Raw genomic sequence first — 16,867 nt, forward strand, 5'->3', positions numbered from 1 at the left:
TTAGTTTCCTCGCTCGTTAAACTGCTCTAAGAAACGCGTATCGTTGAGGTAGAACTGACGAATGTCTTCCACCCCGTACTTCAGCATCGCAAAGCGATCAGGGCCAAGGCCAAAGGCAAAGGCCGTATATTCTTCTGGATCAATTCCGTCCATCTTCAAAACGTTTGGATGCGTCATCCCGGCACCCAGCACTTCAATCCACTTAATCTCTTCTGGCTTCGTGTCGGCCGTCACTTCGTCCCATGAAACATCCACTTCGACGGAAGGTTCCGTGAATGGGAAATAGGAAGGACGCAACCGTATTTGATGTTTTTCACCAAAGAGTTCTTGCATGATTGACAGCAAGGTCCCCTTCAAATCGGCCATGGTAATGTTCTTCCCCACAACCAGTCCTTCGACTTGGTGGAATTGGTGGGAGTGCGTCGCATCATCGGTGTCACGACGGTAGACTTTTCCTGGGGCAATCATCTTTAATGGGCCCTTTGAAAAGTCGTGCTTCTCCATGACACGTGATTGCACGGGCGATGTTTGCGTCCGCAACAAGATTTCTGGTGTAATGTAAAAAGTATCCTGCATGTCACGGGCCGGGTGGTCCTTTGGCAGGTTTTCACGTTCAAAGTTGTATTCGTCCGTTTCGACTTCGGGTGAGTCAACCGGATCATCAATGATCTGGTAACCAAGTCCCAAGAAGTGGCTTTCAATCTCATCCATGATTTGTTGCAAAACGTGTGTGGTCCCAAGCTTTGGCGCCGCACCTGGCAGCGTCACGTCCAAGGTTTCAGCCGCCAACTTTTCTTCCAAAGCGGCCGCCGCCTGGGCAGCCTTCTTTTCTTCAATCTTTCCTTGGATCGCCGTGCGAACCTGGTTACCAACCTGTCCGACTTCCTTTTTTTCGTCAATCGAAAGGTCCTTCATGGACTTTAATACGCCGGTAATCTTTCCTTTTTTACCAAGAAAAGTCACGCGAACGGCTTCCACGTCCACATCGGCTTTGGCCAATTCGGTCGTTGCTTCCTCTAAGAAGCCCTGTAATTCTTCAACTAATGTCATCCTTATCCCTCTTTTACTCAAATAAAAAAGTCCCCTGTCATCTTTCGATGCCAAGGGACGTCACGAATGCCGCGGTACCACCCAAGTTCTAGTTTCACTAGCGCTTTTTGCCGGTATCGGCGGCAGCCGTTGACGATTAAATCAAAGTTTCTTCGGACTGAAATTCGCAAAGGCTTGATTCGCAGGCTTCCACTCTCCCCGCTCGCTAGTTAACCAAAACCTTCCTACTAGGTCCTGCATTGCCCTTTTAGTATAGCAAATTTCAGGCCGAGAAACTAGCAGGGGGAAGCCCAACAAAATCTTTTTTAGAAATATTTGTCACGTTTCTTTAACAAAAACGAAAAAATGGGTTAGAATAAGAGTAGATAAACAAGAAAGGGGGAAGTAAGAAGACATGCAGAACAAACTTTTACCAACGTTAATTGGCACGGTTGTCTACTTTCTAGTGATTCATTTCCTATTCTCATCGAACAGCCTTCGAATGGATCTCTTTTCCGCCGCTCTTTTCTTCCTCATCTTTACCGGTGTTAACTGGTTGCTACAACGTGGAAAAAAGCGCAACGAAGATAAGTGACATTCCACAAACACAAATCAAATCAAAAAGTCGTACCAGCAATTGATGCCGGTACGACTTTTTTAATGAACCCAACGATCAAAACGTTCGACGATTAGTTCACTTGATTTTTTGTTCCCTGACCCGCCAAAACATCGATAATGTTTTGCGCAGCCGTTTCGGCAATCGCCTTCTTAGCTTCTCGCGAACCACCCGCAACGTGTGGCAAAACATAGGTGTTTTCGAGCGACAGCAATTCGTTTGATGGTGAAATTGGTTCCTTTTCGACAACATCCAAACCAGCAGATGCAATTTCACCAGCCTTCAAGGCAATGATCAAAGCGGCTTCGTCCACAACCGGACCACGACCAACATTGACCAAAACAGCGCTTTGCTTCATCTTCTTAAAGGCTGCTTCATTAATCAGCTTGGTTGTTTGTGGCGTTGCCGGCAATGTTGAGACAACAAAGTCCGCCTTTTCAAAAATTTCATCCAAAGCAGCCATTCGACCGTTTGGCACGTCCTTATCGTGACGGGCATAGGCCAAAACCTCGACGCCAAAACCAGTCAATAACTCGGCAATCGTCCGACCAATGTGGCCAAATCCCAAGATTCCGACAACTTTCTTTGACACTTGCATACCAGGATGCGAAGCACCGTATGCCTTCGCTTTGTCATCAGTGATACCACGCTTATCGGTATCATACAAACGACCGGCCATCAGCATCAAGGCAACGGCGGTTTCGGCGACGGCCGTCGCGTTGGCACCGGGTGTGTTGGCGACCACAATGCCGCGGTCCTTCGCTGCGTCCAAATCAACGTTGTCATAGCCCACCCCATGGCGAGCAATGACTTTTAGATTTGGGAAACGATCCATGACCGTTCCATCAATCTTGTACATCATTAACAAGATACCAACCACGTCAGGATCCGCTGCAAAGTCGGCATCCTTCGTTTGCGAATTAACGACCACTTCGTAACCGGCCTGTTGTAATTCCTGGATGGCACTTTCGTTAACCCCATCAAACACTAAAATCTTTTTTGTCATAAGAACTCCCTTCCCTTTTGTTGTAACGCAATGACCTTACTTTTTCAAAAGCTTTTCCAACTGCGTTAACCGTTCGTCAAAGACGGCAAAGGCCGCATCCAAATAATCACCCTTTTCCATATCAACGCCCGCATGGCGCATGACAGCGAGTGGGTTTTCAGAAGACCCCGCCTTCAAATAATCTTTGTATGATTCTGCTTGTTGCTTGGTTAGGATGCCCTGTGCCAAGGACGTGGCTGCAGCCTCACCCGTTGCATACTGGTAGACGTAGAAATTGTAATAGAAGTGTGGAATTCGCGTCCATTCATAGGCAATTTCTGGATCAGCCAGCACATCCGGACCATAGAACTTTTGGTTCAATTGACCATAAAAGTCAGCCATCACTTCGGCCGTCAAGGGTTGACCGGCCGCATCTTGTTCATGAATCCAAGCTTCAAATTCAGCGAACTGCGTTTGGCGGAAGACCGTTCCCTTAAAGCCATCAAGGTATTGATTTAAAATAAAGGCCTTCACCCGATCATCATCCGTTTGCTTCAACAGATAATCCGTCAGCAAGCTTTCGTTTGTCGTCGAGGCAATTTCGGCCAAGAAAATAGGGTAATCGCCATAGTGATAAGGCTGGTTATGCCGTGTCAGATAGGAATGAACCGTGTGCCCCATTTCGTGAACCAAGGTATAGACATTGTCTAGCGTATCTTGCCAGTTCAGCAAAATATAGGGGTTGGTATCATAAGCACCACCCGAGTATGCACCCGACCGCTTTCCCTTATTTTCAACAACATCAATCCAGCGTTCGGCAAAGGCCTTCTTCACAATGGCCAAGTAATCTTCCCCAAGTGGTGCCAGAGCCGCCAGGGCAATTTCTTTGGCCTTTTCATAAGTGACTGGAAAGTCAACATCATCAACCAAAGAAACGTAAAGATCATAGTTGTGAATTGTTTCTTGCCCAAGCACTCGCTTACGCAAGGCAACATAACGGTGCAGAAGTGACAGGTTCTCATCGACCTTTTTTTCAAGGGTTTGATAAACCGTCACTGGAATCTGATTACTCGTGACCGCTGCTTCTTGTGCTGATTGATAGTGACGAACCTTTGCCAAGAAGTTGTGCTTTTTAACGGTTGCCGAAAGGGTCGAAGCAAAGGTGTTTTGCAAGGCCATGTAAGCATCATAGAGCGATTGAAAGGCTTCTTGACGTTGTCCAGGGTTCTTTGAGCGGAGCATGATGGCATAAAGGCCATTGGTCAACTCCTTGATTTCCCCGTTTTCATCCATCACGTCGCCAAAGTCGATATCGGCGTTATCCAAAACTGAAAAAGTCTGCTCCGCCGATGACATGACCGTTGAGGCACCAGCAAGTAACGCTTCCTGATCAGCCGGCAGCGTATGCGCCTTTTCACTGAGTAAAACATCAAAAAAATGTTGGTAGGGAAGCAGTTTCTCTTCTTTCAAATACTTAGACAAGAGGTCTTCATCCATGCCCAGCACTTCTGGTTGGAAGAAGGCGGTTGCCGAAGTTACCTGGGCTAACAAATCCTGCACCTGGGCATTCATACCTGCATAAGTCGCATTGGCCGTATCTTGGTCAAACTTCTGATGGGCATAAACATAGAGCTTTTCAAAAGCCCGTTCAATCCGAAGATCTTCTTCTAACCCCGCCAACAAACGGTCGGCAGAATCAGCCAGATGACCCTGAAATTCGGCCAACTTTGGCAGTTCCGACTGCAATTGTGTGAAGGCTTTTTGGTATGCCGCGTCCGATTCAAAGACCGTTGTCAGATCCCAAGTCAGTTCTTCTGGTAATTCTTCGCGCGTAATTTGTCCCATGCTCGATACCCCTTTTGCTTTTCTCCAGTTTAACATAGGGGCCCGTCATTCGATAAATCGAAGGAGCTTTTTAATGGCAAGTTGTCCCCCTTTGCCAGACAGGCAACCAATTGCAAATAACTCGCTTAAATAGCTGGACAACAGCTCTTCTTGTTGATCAAAGCCCGGGTAAAAATAACGGGCCGTCCGCAAGGCAAGCCATTCCATCCGCAAGCCCTCTTTTCCAGCTTTTTCGATTAGTAAGTAAACCGTTAGACGAAATTGCCAATTCGCAATTTTTAAGCCGAAGGCCCTGCCTCGTAAAAAGATGGCCGGCAGTTGGTCCACCCGTTGCCCGCGCTCATAAAGGTAACCAACCAAACGGGCATCGATTTGTTCACGGGCTAACTGTAAGGCAAGCTTGCTCCGTTGCCGTTCATCATCTAAGGGACGAGCAGCCAAGTGATCACTCTTTTTCTCCCGCTGAAACACACGGTGCCAAGCCGCTAAGCCCCCTTTATTCAACGAGAGCGGATCCTTCAAAACCCTTTTGTCCGACAACCGTTTTTTAAAATCAACCCGTGCAAAGTGGCTTTCTTCAACAAAACCTTTGTCCTGGGCCAAATAATACCAAAGTCGTCCGGAGACCCAAAAACGGCAAATCGTCGCCACTGACAAGTGCTTGCGATAATAATTGGGACCAAGCAGCCACCAGACGCGAATCCCCGCCTTGGCATAACCAGCGTTTCGACTCAAAAGATCGCCTTTTGAAATCGGGGAGCACTGGTACTCAATGGCAACCTGATTACCCGGCCGGCCGACCAATAAATCGGGTCGCTGCGCAATGCCGCTGAGAACGGGCTCCACTAAAACTGGCAACTTGCCCCTAAAATACCGATAAAGGGCAAGTTTTTCCGCTAAGTGTTCAGGCGTTTCGCCCTCCGAAAAACCAGTACAGTCCTTTTTGGCGACATGGGCAAAATGGGCGATTTTCTCCTCGCCCTGCTTCAATCGAACCGGGCCACGGCAGCCGGGGCAAAGATAGATTTCGTTTTTCTTCGCTTTTTCGGCAAAGCAATAATCATTTCGAATTGTTACCGCTATTAACATAATAAAAACACCTCACTCAGTGAATAACACGAGTGAGGTGTTTTAAATGCTATTAAGAATTAAGCAATTTTCTTTTTCAACCAGTTTGATAACCAAGTCAACAGCGTAATCACAATCAAGTAAATGACGGCGATAATGGCCCAGACACGGAATCCCTGTGAATTTCGAGCAACAATCAAGGTACCCGTTTGCGTCAATTCCAAAATACCGATGGCCGACAAGATTGACGTGTCCTTCAAGGTAATGATGAATTGGTTAACAAAGGATGGCACCGTAATCTTCAGCCCTTGGGGCACAATGACTTTCCAGATAGCCTGACGGTGCGTCAAACCAAGCGAACGAGCCGCTTCCATCTGGCCAGCATCAACGGCCTCAAAGCCACCCCGGACAAAGGCCCCGGTATAGGCACCTTCGTTTAAGATCAACGTCAAAATACCGGCAGTGAAAGCTGGAATTTTGACGCCAATCACACCTGGCAACCCGATGTAAATGAAGAAGGCCAAAACCATCAGTGGCAAACCACGGAAGGCGTAAATAATGGTGGTTGACAAACCACGCCAGAACTTGGATTCAGAAATTCCCATAATTCCGAGCAAAAGGCCCCAAAGGGAAGCGAGCACAATACCAGCCACAGTTAACTTCGCGGTTTCCAGCAAGCCCTTCCAGAAAGCGTTCTGGTTGGACTTTAGGATTCCCCAGGTCGTCTTGTTATCGGAAGCTGAACCAACAAAAGTCGACTGACTCGAATTCAGGTACTTGTTGATGATTTTATCGTAAGTCCCGTCCTTCTTCATCGCGGCCAAAGTCGTGTTGAATTGCTCCAACAACTGGGCGTTTTGCCCCTTCTTTACGAAGAAGCCAACGCCACCTGCGTTGCCCAAGTCCTTTGGATTACGAACTTGCAGCTTCACGCCGTTTTTAATGGCGTATTGAATGACCGGATAATCTTCGAAGGTGGCCGCCGTGTTGCCGTTGACCACATCGTTGTACATCGTATCCGTATCGTTAAAGTACTTCACTTTAAAGCCGTACTTATCCTTTAAAGAAGCACCATAGGCAGCGGCAGCCGTTCCAGTCTTCAAGGCAACGGTCTTGCCCTTCAAATCCGACAAAGATTTGATCTTTGAGTTCGGCTTCGTAATCCAAGCCACACCGGATTGATAATAAGGAGTTGAAACGTCGTAAACTTCTTTTCGTGAATCGTTAATCATCATCCCGGCGATAATACCGTCGGCCTGACCATTGGCAACCATTTGAGCAGCGGCGTTAAAGGACATTGGCTTCAGCGTGTAAGTAAAGTTATTCCGCTTGGCCACTTCCTTCAGAATATCCATGTCAATTCCAACGTAATTATTATTCTTATCTTGAAAGTCAAAGGGTGCGTACGTGGCATCCGTTGAAATTACGTAGTTTGGTTTTGAATCTGCACTGGCAGTGTTTCCCGCTACAAAGGCAGCGAAAAACATGGCAACCAGCACAGTCAAAAGCGGCTTTAACCGTTTCTTGACCATGGTCTATTCTTCCTCTCGTTTATCAAGAAGAACTCAGGCTTGCATGACCTTCGATAGGAAGGTTTGCAATCGTTCGTTCTTCGGTGCTGTAAAGATTTGTTCTGGCGTACCGGATTCTTGAATCTTTCCAGATTCGAAGAAAACAACACGGTCAGCCACTTGTTTAGCAAAGCCCATTTCGTGGGTCACGATAATCATCGTCATTCCCATCTTGGCCAAGTGCTTCATCACGTCCAGAACATCCCCAACCACTTCGGGATCCAAAGCAGAAGTTGGTTCGTCAAAGAGCATGATGTCTGGATCCATTGCCAAGGCACGGGCAATGGCGATTCGTTGCTTTTGTCCACCAGACAATGATGAAACCGGTGCATCAGCCTTATCAGGCAAGCCAACCGTTTCCAGCAATTCCTTTGCCTTCTTTTCGGCTTCAGCCTTTGTCATCTTGCCCAATTGAACGGGTGCTAAGGTGATGTTATCAATGACGGAATAATTATTAAAGAGATTGAAATTCTGGAAAACCATTCCGATGTTTTCGCGGACCTTATTAATATTGGTCTTTGGATCTGAAATGTCATAACCATCAACTTCGATTACACCAGAATTTGGCTTTTCAAGTTGATTGAGCATTCGCAAGAACGTCGACTTACCGGAACCAGAAGGGCCAATCATCACGACCACTTCATTATCCATGACGTCCAGGGAAATATCGCGTAAGACATGGTTATCACCATATGACTTGTTGACTTTGTCAACGTGTACTTTCACTTGTTTCTCTTCACTCATGCGTTTGTCCTTTTTTCAACCCAGTTACTGAGCAAAGTCAGTAACGTTATTACTACTAAGTATATCATAGCCACGATTGCCCAGACACGGAAACCTTGTGAATTCCGCGTCACAATCAAGGTACCAGTCTGCGTCAATTCCAAGATACCAATTGCTGACAACAAGGAGGTATCCTTCAAGGTGATGATGAACTGGTTAATGAAGGATGGCACCATCAAACGGAGCCCCTGGGGAATAATCACCCGACGCATTGCCTGGCCATGTGACAGGCCAAGGGAACGGGCCGCTTCCATCTGACCACCATCGACAGAATTAAATCCACCGCGAACAAAGGCGCCGATGTAGGCTCCTTCATTCAAGACCAAGGTCAGAATTCCTGCCGTCCAAGCCGAAATCTTCGTGCCGGTAACGGCTGGAATCCCGATGTATAGGAAGAAGGCCAAGACCAGCATTGGCATGCCGCGGAAGATGTAAACCACAATGGTTGACAAGCCTCGCATTAAGCTGTTTTTCGAAACACCCAAGACCCCGAGAAGCAGTCCCCACAGCGACGCAAGGACAATCCCAACAACGGTCAAGTAAAGGGTTTGTTTCAAACCAGACCAGAAGGCTGCCCGGTTCGTCTTCAAGATGCCCCAAACGGTACTGTTATCCTTGGCTGAACCAGTGAAGGTTGAAGCCTTGGCTGAAAGGTACTTGTTGACGACTTTGTCATAGGTACCATTCTTCTTAATCGTGGCCAGACCCTTGTTAAAGTCGGCTAGAAGTGCTTGGTTTTCACCCTTCTTTACGGCAAAGCCGAGGTCACCGGCAGCAAAGGGCGCCTTGGGATTTTGGACCTTCAAAGCGGTGCCGTTTTTAATGGTGTATTGCAAGACCGGCAGATCCGCAAAAGTGGCCACCGAATTACCATTAATGACATCACGATAAACCGTATCGGAATCCGAGAAATAACTAATTTGGAAACCGTATTGGTCCTTGATGCTTTCCGCGTATTCGGCACCGGCCGTCCCCGTTTTCAAGGCCACCGTCTTACCCTTCAAGTCAGACAGGGAATGAATTTTTGAATTCTTCGCTGTTGCCCAGGCAATCCCTGTTTTATAATAAGGATCAGAAAAGTCGTAGACCTGCTTTCGGTCATCGGTAATGGTTGTCCCGGCAATCACCCCATCGGCCTGCGAGGAGGCAACCGACTGCATGGCCGCGTTAAAGGCCATCGGCTTCACCGTATAGGTAAAGCCGGCCGCTTTGGCGATTTCTTTTAACAAATCTTGGTCAATCCCAATGTATTTGTTATTTTTATCTTGAAAATCAAAGGGCGCATACGTTGCGTCCGACGTGATTGTGTAGTGTGGCTCACTCGCCTTTACCGGTTGACTCGATAGGCCAAGTAAAGCAAAGACGGCAGCTAAGGCCACCACAACTGTTGTTAATCCTTTTTTCATATGTAACCCCTCTTGCTCGAATGACTTTAGTCTAGCAGTCACTGCGAAGAGCAAGATGAATTACGTCAGATATTCTAACATTAATTTAATAAATGGTCTAGTCCTTTAACAGTCATCAAGGAAGAAAGATGAGAGCTTCATGAATTACATTACCCAGACAATCGAACCCTGGATGCCGGCCGGCGCCCTCAAGGCAAAGGCTGATATGGCAACGATTGTCCAAGAAAACGGTTGGCAACGGCTGCCAATCGAGCGCTACAACGATGCCCGCTTCCCCGCAGCCCTTCGGCTGGAAAAAATTAATCAGTTTTTGACTGGAATTGGTCTAGGTGATGTCGTACTCCATCAATTCCCAACTTACATGTCTGAAGACTTCGAAGAGGCCTTCCAAAAAGAAGTCCAACGACGGGGTGGTCATTATGTTCTCTTAATCCACGACTTTGAGCCCCTCCGGGTGAAACGGGAAAACGCCTGGGAATGGGCTTTAGCTCAAAAAGCCGACCTTGTTGTTGTTCACAGTCCAGCCATGGCCGACGCTTTAAGACAACACGGGGTCGACTGCCCGCTCATCACCCTTGACCTCTTCGACTATTTGGGCCCCAGTCCGGCTACTGCACCGACTTTTTCAAAGGTCATCAATTATGCTGGCACCTGGCAAAAAGCCCCTTGGCTGAAAGAATACCAAGGGCCAGCCCTCGCGCTTTTCGGGACACGACCAAAACGTTGGAAGGAAGTTCGCTTACCTGACAACATCGACTGGATTGGCGCCTTTTCACCAGACGACATTGCCCTGGCCTTCCAATCGGGCTTCGGCCTTCTTTGGGACTCGGACTATGACGATAAATTTTTTCAATCCTATACCCAGTTAAACGCCCCTCACAAGGCCTCCCTTTATTTAAAAGCCGGCTTACCGCTCATTGTTTGGTCACAATCTTATCTGGCGGAGCTGGTCGAAAAGGAGCAGATTGGCTTTTCCATTCACTCGCTTTCGGAGCTCAATGAGAAAGTAGCAGCGGCGACAGCAGCCGATTACCGTCGTTATCAAGAAAACCTGCGCCCCCTGCAAGACATGGTCAATCACGGTTCCTACACAAAAATCATGCTTGAAAAGGTTGCGGCCTTTTTCAAGTAGCAAACAGCGAAAAGTCGTGCAGGAAAATTCCTGCACGACTTTTTCTTACCCTAAATGACCTTTACTCACTGTGGCAAACTGGTTTGATTTGTTGGTAGAAAGGTAAACTTTTTTGATGAATTAGCTAAATCAAACAAACCACTTGTATAGTTAATTTCATCCTGATGGTCACGATAAGCAGCCATCAGTTCATCCTGGCTAACCGTTTGATACGTTTTCCAATAAGAATTTTGAGCACTGTAATCCGCCAGGTCAACAGCTGTCGATTCAATTTCAGAAGCAGTAAAAGTCCCATCGTGATTATCCGTGTACATGACGGTATGTTCAGGCATACCACCAGCTCCTTCCCCGTCATCAACAATCACAATTTTATCTGGATCACCCATGTATATCGTGTAATGCGTCTTATAGCCGGTGCCATAATCTGTAGGCAACTCCTTATAAATCAACAAAGCCAATTGCGTTTTTTGTGGAAGGGACGAAAAAGTGCGATTAACTTGGCCACTTTGTTTATCCATCGATTTGGATGTGCTAATTCTTGCGTTGGCCCTTTAACTCGTCGACGTCGATTTCTCGGCCTTATTTTGCGAGACCGTGGCAGATTGACTTTTTCCTATAAAGAAAGCACCCACCAAAACCGCAGCTACCAAAACAAAAGCTGCTGGAACCATCAATCCTTTGCTTTTCATTCCCACTCCTCTTTTATCTCTTTTTTACCTAATGCCGATGGTACACTTCTTCAATAAAAAAAGCATCGATATTTTAAGCATACTCGATGTTTTTTTAAGGGCATTTTTTATTGAAAAATAATGGGAAACTCACGACTCATTTTATGCTCATGCTGATGGTCGAAACATTTCAAAAAAAGTCCTACAGAGTTCTCTCTGCACGACTTTTCTAAAAGATCAAAATTTATTTTCCTGCGTTCATCATTACTTTGCCGACCGCTTGTTAAACTTGTTCGTTGGCAGTGCGAAAATCACAATCAGCACAACCAACAACACCAGATTCACAACCAAGGAAATGTTTTCAACAAGACCCGTTGCATATTCCCCTGTAAAGTTCGTGATAACTTCCAATACAAAAAGGCTAAACCACCATGGCGATAGGCCCGTGTCGATCATCCGACGATAGGAAATCGAGATGGTTGGAATAATGGTTGCCAGCGTGTAGGCCAAAAGGAGCAGAATGGCAACGATGAGGGCAATCAGTGTCCCAGCTGAGATGTGTGAAAAGGAGTGATCCTTCATCCAAGACAGCAGGAGCGGCCCAAACCCAATGACCGTCAACAAAACATTAATCAAAAGGTTTAGGAGCATGGCCCACCAAAAGTCCGACCGCGAGGAACGGGCCTTAAAGTTGACGTAGTTTTTCCAAAATTTTCCGTAAGCTGTAAACATACATTCTTCCTGTAAAATTCTAAATTGGTAGTCATAGTTTAGCATGTAAGACGGTCGGCTGGCTAGGGAGGCAGCAAAAAAGGCCGGACAATTTGTCCGACCCCTTGTTATTTTTCTTAAGCACCAAAAATCTTAGCAACTTGTGCTTGAATCTTACCTAAGTATGTTTCTTGGTCCTTTTCGGATTGCGCAAATGCCTGTTCATCAATGCTTTGATCCTTTTCACTCAAGGCATCGGCCATCATCTTCGTTGCAGCAGCGTAATCCGCATAGGCCTTTGCCAAGGTCTTGTGCACGCCCATGAAGCGAACGGGTACTTGGACGCCGGCCAAGGTCTTGGCATTTGTTTCGTATGCGGCAACTGCATCATCGAATTCAGCCTTGATTTCGCCAAATTCAGCCTTTGCCATGTCAGCGACTTTGCCAGCTTCCTTTGCCTCATCCAACTTGACGAAGAAAGGTGACACATGGTCAGCCGTTTCCTGTGTGTTCGTTAACACTTCTTGCAAAGTCGTCACGTAATACTGCATCTGTTTTGGGTTAAATTTTGCCAATGTCTTATCCTCGATTAAAAAATGTTCGTTGCACCCATTTTACCAGCTCAACGACAACAATGATAGCAAGAGAAGCCGCAATCACAATGGACCATTGGTAAGGATCCAAATTGGTAACGTGGAAAATCGGGTTTAATGGCTTAATGACCACAACAGCCATCATGGCCAACAAGGAGAAGAGCAGGGCGGCGTTGAAGAAGTGGTTCTTAAAGGCCGAAGCGTTTAGCCCAGACTGGTGAACCGACTTCACGTTGATGGCGTTGACCATTTGCATCAAGCCCAAGGTCATAAAGGCCATCGTCAAGGCATCCCCGTGTACCAAAGCCGTACCAGAATGATCCGGGAAGGCCAGCGCCAATCCGTAAACAGTCAAAACAATGGCTGCTTGCAGCGCCCCCTGCCAAATAATAGCTGGGCCGACCCCACCGGATAAGAAGTTGGCCGTCTTGCCACGTGGCTTTTGCTGCATGCTGTTTGGTTGGGCGGGTTCCAAACCAAGGGCAATGGCAGGCAAGGTATCCGTGACTAAGTTAATCCACAAAATCATGACGGGAGCCAGCACTTCCCAGCCGAGCAAAGTCATGGTAAAGATGGCAATGACTTCGGCCAGGTTGGAAGCCAGCAGGTACTGCAGCGCCTTTTGAATGTTCGAGAAGACCTTTCGTCCTTCCTTAATGGCCGTCACGATGGTCGAGAAGTTATCATCGGCCAGCACCATGTCGGCCGCTTCTTTGGATACTTCCGTTCCCGTAATTCCCATGGCAACACCAATATCCGCCGCCTTTAAGGCTGGCGCATCGTTAACACCGTCACCGGTCATGGCCACGACTTTGCCCTTTTGCTGCCAGGCTTGCACGATACGTACCTTATGGGCGGGGGCAACACGGGCATAGACTTTGACATCCTCCACTCGCTTTTCAAAGCTTTCATCGGAAAGTTCGTCCAAGGCCGCACCGGTCATCACGGTTTTGTCACGGTCATCGTCTTCCTCCAAGATCCCCAACCGTCCGGCAATCGCTGCCGCCGTCTGTGGGTGATCACCGGTAATCATCATTGGCCGGATACCGGCTGCTTTCGCCTGCGCAACTGATTCGGCGACTTCTGGTCGTTCCGGATCAATCATGGCCACAAAGCCAATCAGGGTCAGGTCGGCTTCCATTTCAGCCGACTTGGCTTCTGCTGGCAAGTGTTCGACAGACTTTTCCGCAAAGGCCAAGACACGTAAGGCTTGGTCAGCCAGGTCACCGTTCATCTTTTGATAAGAAGCCAAGTCCTCATCTGTCAGAGGACGAATCTGATCCTTATCCCAAACGTTTTTTACTCGGGACAAAATGGCATCGGGGGCACCCTTAACCGTTACTTGGTAAGCTTCATCCGCCCCATAAATTGTCGTCATCAACTTTCGTTCGGAATCAAAGGGAATTTCTTGCAAACGCTCCTGCTTACGCAACAGTGCCAATTGTTCTGGCCGATACTTTTCATTAAAGTCAATCAATGCCGTTTCCGTTGGATCCCCAACCAAGCCTTCGGCTGTGAATTGGCTATCGTTGTTCAGCGCCATCACATCGGCCAAACGATTGGCGGCCGTGGATAAGTCAGCGGATTCGAAGGGGTTTTGCACTGACAAATCAACAATTTCGCCCTTCAAGACGACTTTTTCAACTGTCATCTTATTTTGCGTCAGCGTTCCCGTCTTATCGGAACCAATAATGTCGGTTGAACCCAACGTTTCAACGGCCGGCAGCTTACGTACCAGGGCAGCCTTTTTAGCCATTCGAGCCGTTCCCAGTGCCAAAGTAATCGTCACGATGGCCGGCAAGCCTTCCGGAATTGCCGCAACGGCTAAGGAAATTGCGGTCAACACCAGGTCAATCACCGGCATGTTTTGCGTGAAGTAGCCAATCACAAAGGTTAATAAGGCGATGGCCAAGATCAAGTAGGTCAGGACCTTCGACAAGGACTTGAGGTTTTCTTGCAAGGGCGTCTTCGTTTCATCTTGTCCCTGCAAGGCGCCGGCAATTTGACCAACTTCTGTTTGCATGCCCGTTGCGACAACGATTCCCATCGCTCGTCCATACACCACGTGGGCGTTCATAAAGGCCAGGTTTCGCTGGTCACCAAGGGCCAACTTACCATCTGTCAAAATCTTGTCCGTCTTTTCAACAGGAACGGATTCCCCTGTCAAAGCGGCCTCTTCAACACGCAGATTCGCTACGTCAACCAGTCGCAAGTCGGCGGGCACCACATCCCCCGCTTCCAGGGAGACCAAGTCACCAGTGACCAGGTTTGTCGCCGGCACCTGTTCGGCCAGTCCATCACGAATGACCGTGGCCTTCGGTGTTGCCATCTTCTTTAAGGCATCGATGGCGTTTTCAGACTTTGATTCTTGGAAAACACCAAAGATGGCGTTGATCACCACAATGGCCAAAATGAAAAGGGCGTCGGTTTGCTCACCCGTCAGCGCAGCCACAAAGGCGGCGGCCAACAAGATTCCAATCATGAGGTCTTTAAATTGATCGACAAATTTTGACAGCAAGGACTTTTTCTTTTTAGCGGTCAAGGCGTTTTCGCCGTTTTGACTCAGCCGTTCAGCTGCCGCTGTCTTTGACAATCCTTCTTTCAAATCCGTCTGCAAGTCTGTGGCCAACTGCTTTTGATCAATTTGATAAAATGACTTTTCCAACTTATTCTCCTTTATAATGTTTTCCCAAGAAAGAAAAAGAGACCTATGAAGGCAGAGAAAAATCTCTGCTCTCATAAGTCTCACTGTTTAAGGTTCTGCCGGCACTCACGTGCGATAAAAGACATTGCTGCCTCGGTTTGACGGTACAAAACCACGACCAAGTCGTCAGTTACTCCCTTAGGAAAGAGTTGTTACCATTATTATATCAGCTGGAGGAAGAAAGACAAGTTTTATTGGCAAGTAAGGCTATGTTAGAATGGGGCCAATTGTTAACCGCCGATCTTTAAAAGGAAAGACCATGACAGAAAACGAACGCAGCGATCAAAACCGCCAGCTCGCTTACCTATTAAGCATCCTTCTCTTTTTAATTTTTGCTGGAACGAAGGATTATAGCCTTCTTCTACTTTTTGCCTTAATTCGAGCAAGTCATCGATTCACTCTGATTTACTACTTCCTTAAACGACTCTTTGGCTCCTTCCAATATGAAGTGCGGCACGTTGAAAAATGGCGCGATTGGGAAGAAAAAGGCCGTGTTCATTTTGCTTGGTTTTTAGACTATGCCATCATCGTAAGCCTGCTCTTTAGCCTCTTTTTCAGAAAATATTACGACTTTCTTTTTACCCTGCTGATTTTAGGACTAATCATTTATCAAACCAGAAAAGCACGTGTCGACAAACCTTGAGTACTCGTATTGAAAAAATATAACGAACGACAGATTTGCCATCGGTTGTTCGTTTTTTATTTAGCGCTTTATTTGTAATTAGTAAATGAAGTACCAATCGTATTTGAACAGGTATTTCTTGGTTCAGAAATCAAATTCAAATCTATTTATTAAAAATAATCATAATGACCATATCCTAATGATGTTAAATTTTGATTGTATTTAATATGCTTTTTTACCAATATAAAGGAGAATAGTAATGAACAATGCCGACTTTTCAAATCTTATTCATGAAGACGAACTATCCAATATCAAAGGAGGAATCATGATCACTGATGCCGTAGGTGGTTATTTCCCAAATGCTAGTTGTGGCAGTGATGGCAGTGCCTTTGGTCTGTGGGAATGGATGGCTCATTAAAAAATCAATTTTAAAAGTCGTTTCATCTTTCACTATGAAACGACTTTTTTATTAACTATTTGTTTGCAATCATGATAATAATCGGCATTGACGCCATGGCGTTCATCAGACAATGCTGAACAATACTCCCCGTTAACTTTTTCGTTTCTTTATAGGTTACAGCCAGTGATACTGCCGTTATTAGGTATGACAGGAAAGCGATGAGATTACTTCCTGTTATCAAAAATGTTTGCAGATGAAGATAAGCAAATAGTAAGGAAGACAACATAACACTAGCCATTCCCATCTTGCCTCGAGTAAACATGTTCATCATATACCCTCTAAAGACAATTTCTTCCAAAATTGGTCCAAAGAATATTGCAAAAGACAGCACACCTATTAAAAGTGGTGTTGATAAACCTTGTAAGGTTTGTAAAATATTTTCCTGATTTTTGTAATTCGTCGTGATTTCAAAGGTTGTACTCAATAAATGCAGCAAGTACAAAAGTGCCCACTGTAAAAGAAAGCATTGCATGATGACGAAGGCATCATGCCAATTCAGCTTTTGCTCGTATGCTGATAAAATGGACAGATTTTATGCATCGTCCACTGTATAATTATCCCAAGACTAAAAAGGAAATCAGCACATGACTAAAAGGCCACGTTACTCACAGGAATTCAAAGACGCCATTGTTGCCCTCTATCAAGAAGGTCGTTCCTCTCTGTCACTTTCAATT

General features: G+C 46.5%; 17 protein-coding genes. 4 read left to right on the plus strand and 13 right to left on the minus strand.

Annotated elements, in window-relative coordinates; translation table 11 throughout:
* Complete coding sequence (pheS, locus tag G6R30_RS05250; RefSeq protein WP_213822182.1) at window positions 1–1,050, minus strand: phenylalanine--tRNA ligase subunit alpha; 1,050 nt, start codon at window positions 1,048–1,050, stop codon at window positions 1–3.
* A 394-nt stretch (window positions 1,051–1,444) separates the two neighbouring features.
* Here pheS and G6R30_RS05255 point away from each other — a divergent pair, with 394 nt between their 5' ends.
* Window positions 1,445–1,624: a hypothetical protein gene (locus G6R30_RS05255; protein ID WP_213822184.1), complete on the plus strand. Its 180-nt coding sequence runs from the start codon at window positions 1,445–1,447 to the stop codon at window positions 1,622–1,624.
* A 94-nt stretch (window positions 1,625–1,718) separates the two neighbouring features.
* On the opposite strand, the gene G6R30_RS05260 is transcribed toward G6R30_RS05255, so the two are convergent.
* From G6R30_RS05260 to G6R30_RS05285, 6 genes are read right to left on the minus strand one after another with little or no spacing between them, the layout of a single operon-like run.
* Complete coding sequence (locus G6R30_RS05260) at window positions 1,719–2,651, minus strand: NAD(P)-dependent oxidoreductase (RefSeq protein WP_213822186.1); 933 nt, start codon at window positions 2,649–2,651, stop codon at window positions 1,719–1,721.
* A 36-nt stretch (window positions 2,652–2,687) separates the two neighbouring features.
* Window positions 2,688–4,475, minus strand: coding sequence for an oligoendopeptidase F (pepF, locus tag G6R30_RS05265; RefSeq protein WP_213822188.1), 1,788 nt, complete (start codon window positions 4,473–4,475; stop codon window positions 2,688–2,690).
* 45 nt (window positions 4,476–4,520) lie between these two features.
* Entirely contained in the window at window positions 4,521–5,564 is a 1,044-nt protein-coding gene (locus G6R30_RS05270) for a competence protein CoiA (RefSeq protein WP_213822190.1), read from the minus strand.
* 59 nt (window positions 5,565–5,623) lie between these two features.
* Entirely contained in the window at window positions 5,624–7,075 is a 1,452-nt protein-coding gene (locus tag G6R30_RS05275; protein WP_213822192.1) for an ABC transporter substrate-binding protein/permease, read from the minus strand.
* A 33-nt stretch (window positions 7,076–7,108) separates the two neighbouring features.
* On the minus strand, window positions 7,109–7,858 hold the full coding sequence (locus G6R30_RS05280) for an amino acid ABC transporter ATP-binding protein (protein WP_213822194.1): 750 nt from the start codon (window positions 7,856–7,858) through the stop codon (window positions 7,109–7,111).
* Window positions 7,855–9,303 carry an ABC transporter substrate-binding protein/permease gene (locus G6R30_RS05285; protein WP_213822195.1) on the minus strand — a complete coding sequence of 483 codons (1,449 nt, stop codon included), beginning with the start codon at window positions 9,301–9,303 and terminating at the stop codon, window positions 7,855–7,857. Before G6R30_RS05285 ends, G6R30_RS05280 begins: the two co-directional genes overlap by 4 nt.
* A 139-nt stretch (window positions 9,304–9,442) precedes the next feature.
* Here G6R30_RS05285 and G6R30_RS05290 point away from each other — a divergent pair, with 139 nt between their 5' ends.
* Window positions 9,443–10,435: a sugar transferase gene (locus G6R30_RS05290; protein ID WP_213822198.1), complete on the plus strand. Its 993-nt coding sequence runs from the start codon at window positions 9,443–9,445 to the stop codon at window positions 10,433–10,435.
* Between the two features lie 65 nt (window positions 10,436–10,500).
* Here G6R30_RS05290 and G6R30_RS05295 read toward each other — a convergent pair whose 3' ends face one another.
* The 5 genes from G6R30_RS05295 to G6R30_RS05315 form a co-directional block, all read right to left on the minus strand.
* Entirely contained in the window at window positions 10,501–10,953 is a 453-nt protein-coding gene (locus G6R30_RS05295) for a hypothetical protein (RefSeq protein WP_213822200.1), read from the minus strand.
* 33 nt (window positions 10,954–10,986) lie between these two features.
* Entirely contained in the window at window positions 10,987–11,124 is a 138-nt protein-coding gene (locus G6R30_RS05300) for a hypothetical protein (protein WP_213822202.1), read from the minus strand.
* Window positions 11,125–11,367: 243 nt separating this feature from the next.
* Window positions 11,368–11,835, minus strand: coding sequence for a DUF805 domain-containing protein (locus G6R30_RS05305; RefSeq protein ID WP_213822204.1), 468 nt, complete (start codon window positions 11,833–11,835; stop codon window positions 11,368–11,370).
* 116 nt (window positions 11,836–11,951) lie between these two features.
* The gene (locus G6R30_RS05310; protein WP_213822206.1) at window positions 11,952–12,389 is read right to left on the minus strand and encodes a chemotaxis protein; all 438 of its coding nucleotides are present in this window, start codon (window positions 12,387–12,389) and stop codon (window positions 11,952–11,954) included.
* A 4-nt stretch (window positions 12,390–12,393) separates the two neighbouring features.
* The gene (locus G6R30_RS05315) at window positions 12,394–15,072 is read right to left on the minus strand and encodes a cation-translocating P-type ATPase (RefSeq protein WP_238476806.1); all 2,679 of its coding nucleotides are present in this window, start codon (window positions 15,070–15,072) and stop codon (window positions 12,394–12,396) included.
* Between the two features lie 256 nt (window positions 15,073–15,328).
* On the opposite strand from G6R30_RS05315, the gene G6R30_RS05320 reads away from it, so the two are divergent.
* Both G6R30_RS05320 and G6R30_RS05325 read left to right on the plus strand, forming a co-directional pair.
* Window positions 15,329–15,754, plus strand: coding sequence for a hypothetical protein (locus G6R30_RS05320; protein ID WP_213822210.1), 426 nt, complete (start codon window positions 15,329–15,331; stop codon window positions 15,752–15,754).
* Window positions 15,755–15,992: 238 nt separating this feature from the next.
* A complete protein-coding gene (locus G6R30_RS05325) occupies window positions 15,993–16,151 on the plus strand; it encodes a hypothetical protein (protein WP_213822212.1) in 159 nt (52 codons plus the stop codon).
* A 55-nt stretch (window positions 16,152–16,206) separates the two neighbouring features.
* Here G6R30_RS05325 and G6R30_RS05330 read toward each other — a convergent pair whose 3' ends face one another.
* A complete protein-coding gene (locus G6R30_RS05330) occupies window positions 16,207–16,665 on the minus strand; it encodes a CPBP family intramembrane glutamic endopeptidase (protein WP_213822214.1) in 459 nt (152 codons plus the stop codon).
* Between the last annotated feature and the right edge of the window lie 202 nt (window positions 16,666–16,867).

The organism is Fructobacillus parabroussonetiae (assembly GCF_018437265.1).
Taxonomy (GTDB): Bacteria; Bacillota; Bacilli; order Lactobacillales; family Lactobacillaceae; genus Fructobacillus; species Fructobacillus parabroussonetiae.